We start from the raw sequence: 14,659 nt of genomic DNA on the forward strand, positions 1-14,659 counted from the left end.
ACAAGCCATGATCGATGACTGGATAAGATATGAAGACATTGAAGAAAAGCGAACAGGATACTATGTCAAATACTTACCTGTTTTTACTGGACAAGACTCAGCTGTACTCGATATTTATTTATACGATGATTCATTAATCAATGATGCAAAAAAAATTTGTGAAGAAGAGCTCAAGATTTGGGTACATCGATATCCAACTCCACTACAAGTACTTTTAATAAATCAAACAGATATTAAGTTTGATATTAATGAACTAGCCGGTGGTGAGTTTCTTTTAGGTTACCCGACTGAAAATGGAATCTACATGTGTTGGGGAGATTACCCTCCAGATAAAATACCTAAAATTGACTTAACAAAAGAAAGCTTGTCAAAGATTTATGCTGGATTCAAATTTAGGACATCTGAAGAAGCATTGAGTGACCTAAAAAAACAAGGTCGTTCTAACCGTATATTTCTAATTGTTCTTACCATCTGGTTCTGTTTAATTCCTGGACTAATTGCGTTTTATGGTTGGGCAAACCCTGTAGTGTCATTCATTGCACTTATTTATAGCCTATATATTGCAACCTCAAAAGCCTTAAAGCTATGGGGAATAAAACAAAAATCTGAAAGAGAAAAAGAAAAAGATCGAGAAGAATTAGAAAAGGCACATCATCACTATCACTGCAAGCTTAACCCTGAAGGGTTTAATAGACTCAAGCTTGAAAATTTAAAAAAAGAAATAAAAAACCGTGAGCAAAAGAAAATAGAAGAAATGAGGCCAGATTAGTAAATAAATCTGGCAAGCACTCACAACCTGGACGACATAATCAAATTAGAAAAATGTACTTTTGAGAGTACTTGCCGTGCATGAGTTTATAAGCCCTTCACCATCACCACAACCTGTCTCATTGAGCAATCGCAATGATGGACAGAAAAAAGCCTGTCTCCATCCAATCCACATATTAGATATTGTTATCGATGTTAACAGTGTTAACACGCGTTAACTTTATGCAATAATCTTATTTTGAATGTATCAAGTCTTCTAAATTTAGGAATGAAGAAACAAAATGGACTTTGATGCAGGAATTTCAACATATCTGCAATAATAAGGAGACGTGATGGCTGTTCTTACGATGACAGTTGATCATCAGATCTACTATTCCAACGAAAAACGCATCCCTATAAAAAATGTCATCAAGGGGCTACTCGCTGCTGAAACTTTAATTGATGAGTTAAAACCATCGATAAAAAAGATATTTGATGATGTCGACATCAAAGAAATCAATATATATCTGGATAAGTTAGAGTCAGGCTCTTTATCAGAAAATTTCATTATAGATCTGGTGTTTGGTGGCGAAGAAGAATACAAGAAATTTCGTGAAAAACTATGTAAAATTCGTAACGCAGTCTTTAGCAATAGCACGGATGACGAGGATAAAAAGACAATGCGCCAAGTGCTTGGATTACTATTAGCCGCTGGTATTGCTAGTGGCGCGACTTGGGCTATTCTTTCAGATAATGACCCTGTCCCGCAATCAATTAAAAACTATACAACCAACATCAATAATAGTGTCATCGGTGTTGGTGATGGTGCCTTAACGGGTCAACAAATCGTTGATATCGTATCTGCTACTGTTGATAAGAAAAAAATCGCAAAGGCTGCTGTAGATTTTGTTAAGCCTGCAAAAGATGACAGTAAGGCAAGTATTAGTCTGGATGATAATGATCAACTGACGCTGAAGCCTGAATTTGTAAAGGCAACACCTAGCAGTTACACACCTCCTCAACCCGAAGAGAAAATAGAAACCTACACAAATGTCGATGTGTATATTGCTGCAAGTGATGCACGCAAACGACGCCAAGGTTGGGCTGGTGTAGCAAAAGGTATTGTGGATACTGCAACTAAAATTACACTGACTGAAGACATAGATCCTAATAAGCTTCACGGCAATGTAAACATTAAAGCTGATATATCAATAATCAAGAAATACGACCCGACCCAAAAAGACTACGTAATTAAAGAAATTTTAATTAAAGACTGGACCTAATGAGTTGGTGAGACAAAAGGAATTGTCTTACTATATCCAACAACTCCCCAGCTGCATCTTGATTAATGGCACGATAACAAACAGATACAACATATTTATCAGTAGTTTCATGATAAGTAATTTTGAAATACTCCCAACATAAACTTCTTACTATTACTTCAGATATTTGAGGATATTCAATTCGAGTCCATTCGTTAAATCTTGTATCGATAGCGGATATGAATTTTTCATCCTGAGCTAATCTGTCATCTTTAAACGTAAACTCAACATAGCCCACAAATACTTCAGGCGAATCCTGACCAGCCTCACACCCTAAAGTAAGATATGGGGAGTCAGCTTTATTCAATTCAGATATAAAACCGAGCAGTGCCGGGAAGTTCTTTGCTTCTGTTATTTCGCTAATTGAGTCTGGGTTGTTGATAAGGTCTAGTCCTCCATTATTTGTCCTGCCATTTTGATAATCTTTCCTGTACGGAAAGTGTTTGTAATGATCATCAAATTTCGAATATTCCATATCAACCTCAACGTATATTACGTGACTCTTTTTTTGTATTTCTCATTGTGAAATATATGCAATGCTTAGAGTATTGTCTGAATTAAAAATAACTAATACGCCATTAACTAATCAACTAAAGTACAGATACACTTATTTCGGCTTTTTGGCCCTATTTCACCATGTTTAAGCATGGTGATTTCTGATAAATAACTAGGCAACTAAATAGTGATGATGTTCTATATATCAAACATAGAAAAACTATTGCACATATACGGGATATCCGTACAATATCCACTATGAGAACAGTGATTGAAACACCGACATTTTGTAAGCATGCCGATAAGATATGGGATGAATCTGAACGACTAGATTTCATCAGCTACATTGCTCAAAACCCTGAAGCTGGAGATGTTATACCTGAAGCAGAGGGTGCCAGAAAGGTTCGTTGGGCGATAAAAGGCAGTGGAAAACGTGGCGGTGCAAGAATCATCTATTTTAATGAAGATGCTGAGGGCACAATTTATTTAATCATGATTTATAAAAAATCAGATACTGAAAATATTACTAGCTCAGATATCAAAAAACTAAGTTAACCATTAATTGTCATAGCACATCCTAGGGAGGGAAACTATGAATATTGAAAAGATTGCTTCAGCAATTGAAGCAGATGCTGGTATTGAATTACCAGGATTAAAACATAGCCTTGCTGAAATGAATGCCGGCAAAGTTGGGCGTAAATACAGTGATGCTCAACGCCTAGTGAGAGAAGTCCGCATCAAATATGAATTTACTCAGCCAAAGTTTGCTCGCCTCATATCCACTTCCGTTGGTGCATTACGTGACTGGGAACAAGGTAGAGCTGAACCTACAGGCCCCGCTATTAAATTGATTGGAATGATTAATCGTCATCCTGATTTAATTCAAGAAATTGAACAGATGAGCGCATAATCACGCGCTCATCAAATTTAACCTCTTCACCGCCATATCAAATTCGCTTTCGCCTAATTCCGAGCCAACAAAGCCTCGTCCGGTTTTAATACACGCTGCCGGCGTACTGCCACCCCCAACAAATGCATCCAGGACCACATCACCAGGTAAGGAACTGGCGGTGATGATGTGTTCCATTAGGTCCATCGGTTTTTCACATGGATGTTTGCCAGTGTAAAACGGCACCGGCTTAAAGTCCCAAACATTGGTATAAGGCACATGCTTACTGACGTTAAACGTGCGTCTGGCCGCATTGCTTTCATCCAACAGTGATCGATATTCAGCATAAAGATCAGCATAGGGCTTCAGCTTTTTACCGATGAGCTTTTCAACGGTTTGATAGTGGTTTTCTGGAATCATGGACCATTGCGATTTACCAAACCAATGGCCGGACATTTTGCAGCCACAAGCATTGTCGACTTGTTTTTGTGTCACGCCGGCATCGATGATCGCCTGGTGAAGATAAGCTCGAATAGATTCAAAACTAAACGGCACCGGCTTCATGCTTTCAGCAAACATAATATGCTCGGTTTGGGGGAAATAACGCCGTAATGATTCTTTGCTGCAACCATTATGACGGCCTGAAGGCTTTCGCCAGATGATTTGATTGAGCATGTTGAAATGTTTTGCAACGGCTATTTCGACTTTGTTGGCCAGGTGTGGGCCTGCAAAAAAATAAAGCGATCCGGTAGGCTTTAACACTCTGGCCATCTGCTCAAGTACGCTATCTAACCAGGCAAAAAAGTCCGCTTCATTTTTCCATTGTCGGTCCCAGCTTTCGGCAACCACACGAAAATAAGGCGGATCGGTCGCGATTAAATCGATGCTGTTATCATCGAGTGTGATCAGGAGTTTTAAACAATCGGTGTTATGCAGTGATAGGTTTTCGGTTTGGTATTTTCTCACGAGTGTTCTCTTTTTCATGACACTCGTGGTGTGCTGGTTCGGGGTGCTTGACCCTCAGATGATTCATGGTTTTACAGCGTGCGCACTTTATCTGTAGCTCGATAAAAATGCCCTCACCTAATTTACGGCCACATGCCCCGCAGCGTATTTCTTTCATTGTTCTCGTTGCAGCCCTTCTAAATCTTCTCTATATTTTCTCGCATGTGCCAGGCAGTTACTTTTCAATTTAATGGTGAGCAATACACCGTCGATATCAGCCATCCTCGTCCGGCTTTGCCTGTGCTTATGCCTGATCAGTCGTCGAAAATGTTCCCCTGGGGCCGTCATTCCAATCAACCAGGAACGCTGCCTTTTGGGTTTACCGCTAAGCGTGATGCGGTGCTGGCTGGCCGTTGGGATAAATGGTTCCCGCGTCGGGTGTTGATACCCAATGATGCCTATATGCTGCTCAACTTTGAGGGCAAGCCAAAGTGGTATCCCAATGCGATGAAAACGCACCTGGTCGGGCTTATGGCCAAAAACCCTGAAACGAATGAACGCCGCGTGTATGTGGTGGTAGAAGAACCGGATATTGTGTTGGCTGATTACCATGACATCAGTCCTGTTTCTGCCGGTGTGTCGTATCGGTGATCATCATTCTGCTATGCCATCAATGCGGCCCTTAATGGCCGTGGTCAGTGTGGCAATGTTGGTCACCTGTGAAGACTGCGTAATTTGCCCTGTGCTGGGGTGTGTATGTTGGGCCAATATTTCAGCCAGCTCAATCACGAGCTGAGCTAAATCACTCATTAAACGCAAGCCGTTTTCCTCGCTGGTCCCTATCCAGCTTTTGGGGGCTTGGAAGTGGTTTTTTGTACCGGCTTCTAGCGTGTTGTCTTGGCCTGCTGTCACCTTATTACTTGTGCCAATGTTGCTTTGCATTTTGCCAATGGTTTTCACCAGGGCATCCGCTTTGGTCGTCAGCCTTAAGTGCTTAACAGCGGATAAATCCAATATCCCGCCCGACTGAACCACAATGGCGCCAAACGCTTTGATGGTTTTAATCGCGCCAATAATCTCGGTGTCATTGGTGGCCGTTTCTTTGCTGGCTACGTGATAGGTTTCAACAATCGACATCGCCTCAATGAATCGTTCGAGAGATTCTTCATTGATGGTTAAGTCTGTTTTACGCTCCCAATTGCCGTCCTTATCTACCCGCTGAAATGAAGCTGGGTTGTGCTGCCAGCGTTGTTCGCCACGCTCGACCGCTGGCATGGTGAGGCCGTTGGGTAACACACTGCGAATAAAGGGCCGCTGCGGTGAACCATAAGCAAAAGCGAGCTCCACCCAGGTGCCATCCTCTGGAAAAGCGAATTGTCCCATTTCATGACCGGCCACAGGTAACGACATGATTACATCGGTCAGGATGTCCCACTTGGGATCAGGCTCGCCATTTTCGGTTAACACCTGCACATCGACCGCATATTTAGGCCGAAACTCATCACAGATATCGGTCGTTTTTGGCGCTTCACGCACACCGACCACCTGGCCAAACATCGGCAAGTGATAACCAGCGAACAGCTCGGGGAAAAGCTTCATCAGGATGCGCTTCATTAGCTGTTCCATACCAGCTCCATGTGATTCGCTTTGAGGGTGATTTCACTCAGCCTGTTGCCATTGATACGCATACCAGGACGCAGCTGCGGCATGATGGCTACCCGAGCCGAGTTGGTCGCCTGCTGCTGATCAAACAACTTTTGTGGCAATGAGATATTTTTCATCTGCGCCCAGCGCGAATCGGCCCAACTGCCGACATAAATCACACCATTGCCCTGCTGCTGCCAGAGATAGTCGGGAATATTAAACACACGCCCCAACATGGCCATCATTTGATAGCCACTGCCTAAGTGGAAAAAGTGCGAGACTTTGGTATTCGCATAGGCGATATCGGGCGTTGAAAAGTTTAATCCGGTGAGTTTATTCACCTCGGTTAAGACCTCGCGCAATGTCACATGGCGAAGCTGCAGCGAGATATCATGAATTAATGCCGCTGATAGCTCACGGCAAAAGCATTTCACCCGCTTATCACCGATGGGGACCACGCTATCCACAAAGCCAATAAACCAGCGCTGCAGGGCGGGTTGTTGGCTATAGCCCACTTCATACGTAACCAGCTTGCCCTTTTGGATGGCATCATTAGCCACCAAGGTTAATATGGCTCGGCCTGGTGTGTTGAGTTCGGCACGCACCTGGTCCTCAACCAATTGCTGAAGCACGCCATTAACGGAGACTTGTTTGATTAAACGCATCAGGCCGTCTCGCTATCTGGTAAGTGTTTATCAATAAAGTTGAGAATATTTTCAAAGCTGGTTAGCTCAACTTGATCAGGCACGGCGGTGTCTTCCTGCAATACGGTATCGCCGGTCGCGACCTGGTCAGTGACCGTTTTGGCTTCCTGGCGTGATTCTTTTAATTCAGGCACCGAGCGTACTTCGGTCAGTTTGAATGACACGGACCATAAGTTGAGTGATTCATCTTCGCTGGCACTCAGATCCCCCTCAAATTTCACCTGGCGAATGCCCATGCCTTCAGCCGTGATATTCACAATCGTATAAACCATGCGGTTGCCAGATGTGTCTTTGGCTTCAGCCAGCCTGACGACTTGCTGCAAATGAGCCTTGTCTTTAAATGGGATCTTGTAACGCACAGAAAGTTGTTTAGGTTTGTCGCCCGTTTCAGCCGTATCGGTGTAGCTGGTTTGGCCACTTAAATCCGCGCCGGCCATGGTTAATGTGCTGGAGACTTTGAAGTCTTTGCCATTTAGCTTTTCACCACCTAGCCTTATGCTCATGCATCCTCCGGCATCATTTCACGTAAATAAGCGAGATCAGCTGGCTGACCGATGAACGCCATCAAGGCGGTATAGGCATATTCATAACCAGGGTGACCAATTTGTATCTGGTTTGCGATATCGCTATCAGCATAAAATCGCCACCCAGCACCACCAGTTAAGTCAGGCAAAGCGGCATCGATGGCACTATCAAACGCAGCCTTTTGACTTTCAAAACTAGTTAATGCCGCTAAGGGATCACTATTGGTTAAGCTGCTGGCCGCCGCTTTGGCCTGTTGGCTGAGTGCCTTTTTCATACGGGCTTTAATGGTGGGTACCGCATTCAGTTTTATGCCGGCGGTGACCACTTCCGCATCAACCAGCTGCATTTTGTCTTGCTGCAAGTTGGTCAGCTTTTCAGCGTGACGTTGCCATTGTTCAATTTGTTTTAGCGGGAACACACCGGCCATGCTTTGGCATTGGCTGGCCAGGTCTTTCACGCTGCCAGCGGTAAACGCCAAAACAAACACCGCCGGCACCGGTTGCGCGCTGAGTTTGTTCACCAAGGCCGTGACCGCGTTGGGAAACGCTAACCAAGTATTGGTCCCACTGCCCTCTTTCGCGCCCAGCGTCCATGGGGTGATGGTTTCCACCGTCACATTACCGCTTAAGCCACTGGCATCGGATATCGGTGTGTGAAGTACCACCGGTGACCAATTAGACATTGTCACGCTTCCATTGCTCATAGCCGGACACTAGATTGGTCGGCATGCTGTATTGCCCACGGCGATAAGGTGGCACGCACTCAAAATCACGATAAAAACCGCGATAAAACTCATCGATCGTGGTGAAGTTAAACACCGGTATTTTCACTTGCTTGTGTCCAACCACATCATAAATCGGGATTGTTTGAGTGACGGTTATTTTCACTATTCCGCCTCATAAATCATGGTTAAAGTGAGGTAAGGCCCATACTCAAACGCCAGCCAGCCAAACAAGCGCACTAGCAGATAAAACACCACGGCCACCACACTGGCCAGCCAGTGTTGATAGCTACTTAAGCGTTTAGCATCACGCAGCATGGCCTTGAAAAATCCCTTGTCGGCGGCTTTTCTGTCACTAGGTGAACCACCACGACTATAAGCAAAGTCATGCCGGCGGCATGAAGCCTCAAAAAACCAGCCAAACAGTAAATTGACCAACCAATCAGGAAACCAGGCAGGGCCGCAACCATTACCAAAGGTGTGTTTTTCTGACTCGCTTAGCTCAGCCCATCGAACAGGCGTGAATTGGCAGTTCATCAGCTAAAGTCCACGATAATGGCGTCAATATCGGCCTGAGTAACATCGGGTTGTTCGCTGTCTTCATGCTGAATTTGCAAGGCATAAAGCTCGTCTTCATACGCCTGCTTTTTACCCATAGCAGGAAACACGATGTCTTTGTATGTAGTGGCATTGGTGATGATGCGGCCCACTAATGTGGCTTTATCCACCGAGGGGCGATTGGCCACAATGTAATCAATGCCAGGCGTTAAAGCGGTGTTATCCGCTTGCCAGGCTAAGGCCTCATTTTCTTGGGTGAGAAAAGTCGATATTTCCTCTTGTGTGTAGGTGGTGGTGATGGCCTGCACTGCTGCCTGAAAGCCGTTTTTAATCTCAGTGTTTTTAAGTTGAGCGGCATCAGTAAATACAAAAGGTGGCTCTGGTTTGGTTAATGTCCATGACTCGTCAGGCTCAATACCTAGCTCAGATATTTCTTGCTCATTGCCATTTGCGTCATAGCCAAAGTAGCCACGATGATCAGCAACAATTTTCCATTCGCCCTCTTTATGTGAGCGTGGCACCGTGCCATTTTCATCGGTAAACACGGCGCATTGATTTTCTTCAACTTCAGGAACTGTGTCCGGTGTGGCATAGGCTGGGATTAGAAATTGACCGTCGTTCTTTGGATCAGCATCAGCCTTTCCTGGATTTAAAGGCTCGCCCGTTTTTCGTGAGTAATGTGTGATATCCATTATTAACCTCTGATTAATATGCGCGTACTAAAGCCATACCCGAAATACTTCGGGGTCTGTTTTGGTCAGCAGTGGGGACAGTCAGTGATGCATCAAAAGCGAGTATGTCTGGGCTATTACCGCTGCCATTCACACCGCCATCGATATTTCCTCCAGACGTAAACGCACCTTCGAAATCCAGCAATCTTGATTGTGTTAATACACTAGCCGTAATGTTCCTAATTGCATCGCCTTGGAATGAACCAATAGCCCTCCCCACATCGACACCACGACCATCATCCCAGGCACGCCAAAATTCACCACGCCAATCAGGTATCGTGAAGGTGGTGGAACCATCCCCATCACCGTAGTAACCGGCATAAGCTTCAGGGTCGCTATCCTTAGTGGCTTGTGTCACAAAGTTGCTAACTGTCTGAGCATAGGCCCACAACAGTGGGTATGAGGCACGTACTAGTTCTGCCCCGTTACGTTTTAAAAATCCCGTTGGTACCACATCACCATCCATGATCAGCAAAGCACCAATCGGGTAATCGATGGCCGTTTTTGCTTTATATAAAGCGTTGGCTTCGGCTTCGGTGAGGTATTGAGGGTGTGGGTCTTCATCCAACAAATGCTGAGAAAGGCCGTCACCATCTACCCGTACATCGGTCACATCGCCATTGGCTGCAATATCACTGATTTTGGTCAGGTAATGATTAAAGCCATTGCCATCGGTGTAATCGTTATGACTAACCGCATCAATCACAAAGTCGACCACCGCCGTCATATCGGATATATCACCCTGCAGTGACACATCAAGCCAGACTGATTTTGGCCCCGTGGCGGTGACTTGTTGTGTCAGTGTTTCAGCAATGCGAATGCCGCCGACATAGCCCACGCCTGGTAACACGTTATACGTGGATGACGTGCCAACTCGTTCAACTTTCCAGCCATCACTAAGAAAACCTTCATGGCCATAAATGTCATAGTTGGATAAGCGCTCACGCTCATCGATGCCGTGCAGGCGTGCATTAAAATCAATCTGCCATGTTTCAGCCGGTACCGCGATGGCCGTGGTGGCCTGAATGCCCGAAAAGGCGATCAGAAAATTACGCGTCAGGTTATTGCCTGGCACCGCCCCCGCTGTTTTTCGCTTTTGGATAAGCGGCGTATAGGTCACGGCAACCAGTACGCCTTCATCATCAATCAGCCCAACCCAGTTAAAGTCATAGTCACCTATGGCGCTATCCATCACCAGGGAATACACAACCTGATTGGTATTGACATAGCCCTGTTTGGTCACCGGTAGCGTGTCCCGAATGTTTCCCGCTGCCGGCATAGCTTCTACCCGATTAACCGGCTCGTTATTTACGTCAAGGCCATCAATGTTGGCCAGTACAAAGTGGGTGATGTTGAGCGTTTCGCTGTTGCCTTGTTTATTGGCAATTTGGTTTTCGCCGCTGATGGTTATAAAGCCCATTTCAAGCCCCTTATAGTTTTGCAATGTCGAGCGACCAGGCGTTGCCTGTCGCGTTGTTTTCAATGGTGTTATCTGCCCACCATGGCGCGATGGTTTGTATCGCGGTATCAAACCACCAGGTATGACCGGTGGCTTTGACGCTAATACCCGTTTGAATAGGTGTAATCACAGTGAGCTGATAACGTCGGCAGGTACGTCCGTACTTTTGAATAATGCGGTTTAAAAGCTCGGTATTCTCGGAAAGCTGGCTATCGGATAAATGCACCAAAATCACGTCCCAATCCACCGGATCGACGCGTTCTTCTATTTCCACATACCCAATGCCAAGGCGTTCAAAAATACGGATAAAACCGGCTTTGCTGCCAGCATCCTGGGCATTAATCAGGGCGAATTTCACCCGCTTTCGGTAAAGGTCTAATGGCTCGGTGGTGAAGCGTTCAATGTCACGCTGCCAGGCCAACAAATCGAGCATGCCAGGTGTGCAGGTGAGCGGGTCCATTTGGTCCAGTGGCCAGCGCAGCCAGGCTTCAATTTTTGACCAGTAGTTAGTGGCTGCTTTGGTGAGTGCTTCGGTTTGCTCGGCACTAATCCAGAATGGCAGCTTAATATTCAGCATTATTCTGTCTCCTGGATGTTAACGATTAAGCTGGTTAAACGTGGTATCCAAAGCTCGGTCACAATGTCGTCGAGTGAATAATCCACGCTATGAATACCCGTAAACTGGTTGTGCAATTCGCGGTCGAGATTGGAAAAGCTGAACCGGCTGAAAGGTAAGGTCAGCGTCGGTGAAAACTCGCTGTTTTCACGAAAGGCCGCATTCACAAAATCACGCACATTCGCTTGCAGTGTGGTCACCGCATCACAGCCCAGCCCTTTTTTGTGCCACACAGTCACCACCAATGACACGGTTTGCTCGGGCATTTGAAACACTTGCAAATCATCACCATGGCCGTGATTGCCGTCATCAGTGATATAGGTATTAATGTCTTCCAGGTATTGCGCTACCGGTGCAGCAAAGTCGAACAGCACAAACGCGTTGGCTGTGCCTGGTCCTCGTGGTGCGTCATGTTCAAACCAGATGGCATCGACCGTTACCCCTGGAAACTCTGAAATTAACGCCCGATACACACTATCGGTATGAAAATCTGAGGCGGTACCAAACTGATTTCGGGCTCGGTTTTTTAAATCGAGGTTACTTTCACGGTCTGCACCTGGTGAGGTGATCCAATCTGCCTCATTTCTCACCTGCACAATGTTGGCCATTGGCACCGGTAAAATGGAGTAATAACCAGCGGCCAGGTTAAATGCAGAACCTGCCTCCACGGCTTTAACGGGTACACGCACCGTACTTAAACCCGATAAAAAGCTGGTCGCCTGGGTGACTTTGACCTGATACACCTTGCCATTTAAGGTCGGCGTTTGAACGATGGTGTCTTTCGGTATAGTGACGCTCGTGCCAATTTCGCCACGGGTAAAGGTGATTTCACCTGTGGTGAAGGTTTCATCTTTTCTGGTCAGGTTGACCGCATCAGCCAGTAGCTCGACCGCCCAATCAAATACCGCTGTTTTTAAAAAGGCATTCGGCAATACCGTTTCAATTAAAAAGTTAATCAGCCATAACACGGGCTTAGTCACTAAGGCCGTGATAACACGCCAGAACGGGCTATAGTCACTATCATTGCTGATGGTGCTGCCGGCGTTGGTGACTTCTTCTTTCCAGGCCGCATTCAATTCCGCTTCGGTCGTCGGTATGCCGGCATCAGAAACGATTTGTTTAAAATCCACATCGGCCATTAGCTTGTTACCTCAAGGCTGGTGCTGCCATATTTGTAAGTAGTGGCAGTGATAAAAAAGGTTTCGGTGTCGGTGCGGGTGATAGCGACGGTGCCAGGAATCAATCGCTCGTCCGTTTCGATAAACAGCACGAGTTTCAGCATTTTTTCCTGAATCTTGCTGCTGCTACGCTCGCCAATCATTTCCACAAGCAAGCCCGAATCACGCACCATGTGCTTGATATCCTGAGTGATGCAGGCTTTGTCATAAATAAGCTGCGGCTCGCCGGCAGCATCCAGGACCACATCATCATCAACAATCAATAAATCGACGTAATCCGCCATATCAGCCACCCATAAACGCGAGTTCGTCACGCAGCGTGTTGCCGTTGACGCTTGGGCCGTAGTTATTGACCACCACATCACCGATACTGCGTGTTTGCGAGTTGTTGGCATTGGTAATACGTTGCATCACCCCGCCCTGGCTGCTGAGTGATTTATTGACATCCAGGCTTGGCGGTGGCGCGATGGGTTTTGGTGCTTTGGGTCCGTCACCAATGTTGATGCCTGGGATCATATTTACCTTGTCGATAATCCAGTCCATGCTTTCACCGACAAAAGCCATCGGGTCGAGCGTGCCTAGCCAGTTTTTAAAGTTGCCCCACCACTGTGGCAGTGCATCCCATGCCGCTAATACACCATCGACCATGCCGAAAACGTTCAACGTGTCCATAAACTGGCCAGCCCATTTACCGAGCGCCCCGGTCCATTCATCCCAATAGATAATGGCAGCGGCCACAATGGCCACCAGTGCGGTGATGCCCAGCACAATCCAAGTGATCGGGTTCGCGAATAACGCCGCAGTAAAGCCCCAAACAGCCGGAATGAGCTGTAAAAAGGCAAACTTCGTCATCAATAACAGTGTTTTGATTAATGTCAGGCCAGCACCCCAGCCGACCATTAAAAAGCTATTAATGCCCACCACAATCGATAAGGCTGAAACTGTGGCAATCAGGCCAAAAATGACCAGGCCGGCGCCGCCCATATATTTCGTGAGTGTGGGGAACATTTCAGACCAGCGCAGCATGCGGTTAGCTACATCACCCAACAAACCAAGAACGGGCGTCAGCATGGGAATCATAGCCCTACCCAGTACCGTTTTCATGGCGTTCATGGCCTGCGTACCCATTTCAAACGGATCGCGAATTTCTTGTGCCATTTGAATGGCTTTTTCCATGCCTTTTTGCTGGCCTAGCTCCTGGATATTTTTATTGAGGCCATCCACATCGCTAGCCAGTAACTTGATAAGTGAGACGGCCTCTTTAGTACCAAAGGCTTTTTGCAGCATGTCGGATTCGGCGACCGTATCAATCTCGCCAAACTGGCCTTTAATCGCGTTGAGAATATCGACCATCGGCAGCATTCGCCCCTGGCTATCGGTAAACTGTAGCCCCAATGCCTCTTGGGCTTTACCCACGCCCGATAAAAACGCGCGATATTTAGTGGCCGACTCCGAACCGGACATGGTGGACTGCAACTGGCCGAGTATGGCCATCTGTTCATTCATGGCCACGCCATTACTGGTCGCTTCAGCGCCTAAACGACCAAACGCCGCCGACATTTCGCCACCGGTGGTTTTGAATATCTGCACGGCTGCCGCTGTTTGGCCTGCCAGCATTTCTACCCACTGGCCTTTGCCCATTTCATCCGCACCATTTTTAAAAATGCCATACATGGTGCCAACGTAATCGGTGATGGTGGCCGCGTCGGCCTTGGTGCCTTTGGCTAGAATGTTACTGGCATTAGTAAAGGTGGCTAACTCATTCCCCACCAGACCGCTAATAGCCGATTGAATGTCATACGAGCTACGCACAAAGTCAGCGGCTGACTCGCCATATTGCATGCTAAATTTCAGCGAGGTGGATGTGAGTTGTTTTAATGTTTTATCAGCAACATCAAGCGATTTCACTTCACCTAATGCCCGATCCATTTCTTTGGCAGGTGTTAGCAAATTATCCAGGGCCGCACCGGCCCCCCATATTCCCGCCGCGCCATAGCCGATTTTTTTATAACCGTCTTGCACTTTGGTGGTCATGGTATCCATTTGCGTCATGATCTTGCCGGCAGGGCCAGAGGCCATGTCGGTCAGTTTCACAATAAAATCGAGGTGTTGTAATGCGTTCACG

Annotated in this window: 20 protein-coding genes; 5 read left to right on the forward strand and 15 right to left on the reverse strand. The window is 46.4% G+C overall.

Going from position 1 to position 14,659, the window contains the following annotated elements; all coding sequences use genetic code 11:
• The first annotated feature begins 7 nt into the window (after positions 1-7).
• Positions 8-769, forward strand: a complete 762-nt coding sequence (locus B3V56_RS06790) for a hypothetical protein (protein ID WP_289284089.1) — start codon at positions 8-10, stop codon at positions 767-769.
• Positions 770-1,100: 331 nt separating this feature from the next.
• Entirely contained in the window at positions 1,101-2,030 is a 930-nt protein-coding gene (locus tag B3V56_RS06795; protein ID WP_289283280.1) for a hypothetical protein, read from the forward strand.
• Here the strand turns inward: B3V56_RS06795 and B3V56_RS06800 are convergent.
• Positions 2,014-2,544 carry a hypothetical protein gene (locus B3V56_RS06800; RefSeq protein ID WP_289284090.1) on the reverse strand — a complete coding sequence of 177 codons (531 nt, stop codon included), beginning with the start codon at positions 2,542-2,544 and terminating at the stop codon, positions 2,014-2,016. The two genes, B3V56_RS06795 and B3V56_RS06800, sit on opposite strands and share 17 nt — an antisense overlap.
• A 278-nt stretch (positions 2,545-2,822) precedes the next feature.
• On the opposite strand from B3V56_RS06800, the gene B3V56_RS06805 reads away from it, so the two are divergent.
• The gene (locus B3V56_RS06805) at positions 2,823-3,119 is read left to right on the forward strand and encodes a transcriptional regulator (RefSeq protein ID WP_289283282.1); all 297 of its coding nucleotides are present in this window, start codon (positions 2,823-2,825) and stop codon (positions 3,117-3,119) included.
• A gap of 37 nt (positions 3,120-3,156) precedes the next feature.
• Complete coding sequence (locus B3V56_RS06810) at positions 3,157-3,474, forward strand: helix-turn-helix domain-containing protein (RefSeq protein WP_289283283.1); 318 nt, start codon at positions 3,157-3,159, stop codon at positions 3,472-3,474.
• Here B3V56_RS06810 and B3V56_RS06815 read toward each other — a convergent pair whose 3' ends face one another.
• Together B3V56_RS06815 and B3V56_RS14730 are read right to left on the reverse strand one after the other, a co-directional pair.
• On the reverse strand, positions 3,475-4,419 hold the full coding sequence (locus B3V56_RS06815; protein WP_289283284.1) for a DNA-methyltransferase: 945 nt from the start codon (positions 4,417-4,419) through the stop codon (positions 3,475-3,477).
• The gene (locus tag B3V56_RS14730; RefSeq protein ID WP_379007972.1) at positions 4,382-4,576 is read right to left on the reverse strand and encodes a Com family DNA-binding transcriptional regulator; all 195 of its coding nucleotides are present in this window, start codon (positions 4,574-4,576) and stop codon (positions 4,382-4,384) included. Before B3V56_RS14730 ends, B3V56_RS06815 begins: the two co-directional genes overlap by 38 nt.
• Positions 4,577-4,620: 44 nt before the next feature.
• Between B3V56_RS14730 and B3V56_RS06820 the strand changes: the two genes are divergently transcribed.
• A complete protein-coding gene (locus tag B3V56_RS06820; protein WP_289284091.1) occupies positions 4,621-5,049 on the forward strand; it encodes a hypothetical protein in 429 nt (142 codons plus the stop codon).
• A gap of 3 nt (positions 5,050-5,052) precedes the next feature.
• On the opposite strand, the gene B3V56_RS06825 is transcribed toward B3V56_RS06820, so the two are convergent.
• Genes B3V56_RS06825 through B3V56_RS06880 form a run of 12 tightly spaced genes read right to left on the reverse strand, consistent with a single transcriptional unit; the run spans position 5,053 to position 14,658 of the window.
• The gene (locus tag B3V56_RS06825) at positions 5,053-6,024 is read right to left on the reverse strand and encodes a hypothetical protein (RefSeq protein ID WP_289283286.1); all 972 of its coding nucleotides are present in this window, start codon (positions 6,022-6,024) and stop codon (positions 5,053-5,055) included.
• Positions 6,012-6,707 carry a hypothetical protein gene (locus B3V56_RS06830; RefSeq protein WP_289283287.1) on the reverse strand — a complete coding sequence of 232 codons (696 nt, stop codon included), beginning with the start codon at positions 6,705-6,707 and terminating at the stop codon, positions 6,012-6,014. The genes B3V56_RS06825 and B3V56_RS06830 overlap by 13 nt, the downstream gene beginning before the upstream one ends.
• The gene (locus B3V56_RS06835) at positions 6,707-7,249 is read right to left on the reverse strand and encodes a hypothetical protein (protein WP_289284092.1); all 543 of its coding nucleotides are present in this window, start codon (positions 7,247-7,249) and stop codon (positions 6,707-6,709) included. Before B3V56_RS06835 ends, B3V56_RS06830 begins: the two co-directional genes overlap by 1 nt.
• Positions 7,246-7,953 (reverse strand): hypothetical protein, encoded by a 708-nt coding sequence (locus B3V56_RS06840; RefSeq protein WP_289283289.1) that lies wholly within the window; start codon positions 7,951-7,953, stop codon positions 7,246-7,248. Before B3V56_RS06840 ends, B3V56_RS06835 begins: the two co-directional genes overlap by 4 nt.
• Positions 7,946-8,158 carry a hypothetical protein gene (locus B3V56_RS06845; protein ID WP_289283290.1) on the reverse strand — a complete coding sequence of 71 codons (213 nt, stop codon included), beginning with the start codon at positions 8,156-8,158 and terminating at the stop codon, positions 7,946-7,948. The genes B3V56_RS06840 and B3V56_RS06845 overlap by 8 nt, the downstream gene beginning before the upstream one ends.
• Positions 8,158-8,529, reverse strand: a complete 372-nt coding sequence (locus tag B3V56_RS06850) for a hypothetical protein (protein ID WP_289283291.1) — start codon at positions 8,527-8,529, stop codon at positions 8,158-8,160. The genes B3V56_RS06845 and B3V56_RS06850 overlap by 1 nt, the downstream gene beginning before the upstream one ends.
• Positions 8,529-9,242, reverse strand: a complete 714-nt coding sequence (locus B3V56_RS06855; protein ID WP_289283292.1) for a hypothetical protein — start codon at positions 9,240-9,242, stop codon at positions 8,529-8,531. The genes B3V56_RS06850 and B3V56_RS06855 overlap by 1 nt, the downstream gene beginning before the upstream one ends.
• A 13-nt stretch (positions 9,243-9,255) precedes the next feature.
• Complete coding sequence (locus tag B3V56_RS06860) at positions 9,256-10,764, reverse strand: phage tail protein (protein ID WP_289283293.1); 1,509 nt, start codon at positions 10,762-10,764, stop codon at positions 9,256-9,258.
• Positions 10,712-11,317 carry a phage tail protein gene (locus tag B3V56_RS06865; RefSeq protein ID WP_289283294.1) on the reverse strand — a complete coding sequence of 202 codons (606 nt, stop codon included), beginning with the start codon at positions 11,315-11,317 and terminating at the stop codon, positions 10,712-10,714. Before B3V56_RS06865 ends, B3V56_RS06860 begins: the two co-directional genes overlap by 53 nt.
• The gene (locus B3V56_RS06870; protein WP_289284093.1) at positions 11,317-12,495 is read right to left on the reverse strand and encodes a baseplate J/gp47 family protein; all 1,179 of its coding nucleotides are present in this window, start codon (positions 12,493-12,495) and stop codon (positions 11,317-11,319) included. The genes B3V56_RS06865 and B3V56_RS06870 overlap by 1 nt, the downstream gene beginning before the upstream one ends.
• Positions 12,495-12,818: a DUF2590 family protein gene (locus B3V56_RS06875; protein ID WP_289283322.1), complete on the reverse strand. Its 324-nt coding sequence runs from the start codon at positions 12,816-12,818 to the stop codon at positions 12,495-12,497. The genes B3V56_RS06870 and B3V56_RS06875 overlap by 1 nt, the downstream gene beginning before the upstream one ends.
• Before the next feature lies 1 nt (position 12,819).
• Positions 12,820-14,658, reverse strand: coding sequence for a phage tail tape measure protein (locus tag B3V56_RS06880; protein WP_289284094.1), 1,839 nt, complete (start codon positions 14,656-14,658; stop codon positions 12,820-12,822).
• Between the last annotated feature and the right edge of the window lies 1 nt (position 14,659).

Source organism: Methylophaga sp. UBA2513 (assembly GCF_002341285.1).
GTDB lineage: Bacteria > Pseudomonadota > Gammaproteobacteria > Nitrosococcales > Methylophagaceae > Methylophaga > Methylophaga marina.

Coding starts and splice junctions, on each gene's coding strand:
- B3V56_RS06840 (WP_289283289.1), bottom strand. CDS start 7,953: ATGTCTAATTGGTCACCGGTGGTACTTCACACACCGATATCCGATGCC.
- B3V56_RS06850 (WP_289283291.1), bottom strand. CDS start 8,529: ATGAACTGCCAATTCACGCCTGTTCGATGGGCTGAGCTAAGCGAGTCA.
- B3V56_RS06865 (WP_289283294.1), bottom strand. CDS start 11,317: ATGCTGAATATTAAGCTGCCATTCTGGATTAGTGCCGAGCAAACCGAA.
- B3V56_RS06790 (WP_289284089.1), top strand. CDS start 8: ATGATCGATGACTGGATAAGATATGAAGACATTGAAGAAAAGCGAACA.
- B3V56_RS06810 (WP_289283283.1), top strand. CDS start 3,157: ATGAATATTGAAAAGATTGCTTCAGCAATTGAAGCAGATGCTGGTATT.
- B3V56_RS06835 (WP_289284092.1), bottom strand. CDS start 7,249: ATGAGCATAAGGCTAGGTGGTGAAAAGCTAAATGGCAAAGACTTCAAA.
- B3V56_RS14730 (WP_379007972.1), bottom strand. CDS start 4,576: ATGAAAGAAATACGCTGCGGGGCATGTGGCCGTAAATTAGGTGAGGGC.
- B3V56_RS06825 (WP_289283286.1), bottom strand. CDS start 6,024: ATGGAACAGCTAATGAAGCGCATCCTGATGAAGCTTTTCCCCGAGCTG.
- B3V56_RS06800 (WP_289284090.1), bottom strand. CDS start 2,544: ATGGAATATTCGAAATTTGATGATCATTACAAACACTTTCCGTACAGG.
- B3V56_RS06795 (WP_289283280.1), top strand. CDS start 1,101: ATGGCTGTTCTTACGATGACAGTTGATCATCAGATCTACTATTCCAAC.
- B3V56_RS06875 (WP_289283322.1), bottom strand. CDS start 12,818: ATGGCGGATTACGTCGATTTATTGATTGTTGATGATGATGTGGTCCTG.
- B3V56_RS06820 (WP_289284091.1), top strand. CDS start 4,621: ATGTGCCAGGCAGTTACTTTTCAATTTAATGGTGAGCAATACACCGTC.
- B3V56_RS06870 (WP_289284093.1), bottom strand. CDS start 12,495: ATGGCCGATGTGGATTTTAAACAAATCGTTTCTGATGCCGGCATACCG.
- B3V56_RS06805 (WP_289283282.1), top strand. CDS start 2,823: ATGAGAACAGTGATTGAAACACCGACATTTTGTAAGCATGCCGATAAG.
- B3V56_RS06855 (WP_289283292.1), bottom strand. CDS start 9,242: ATGGATATCACACATTACTCACGAAAAACGGGCGAGCCTTTAAATCCA.
- B3V56_RS06830 (WP_289283287.1), bottom strand. CDS start 6,707: ATGCGTTTAATCAAACAAGTCTCCGTTAATGGCGTGCTTCAGCAATTG.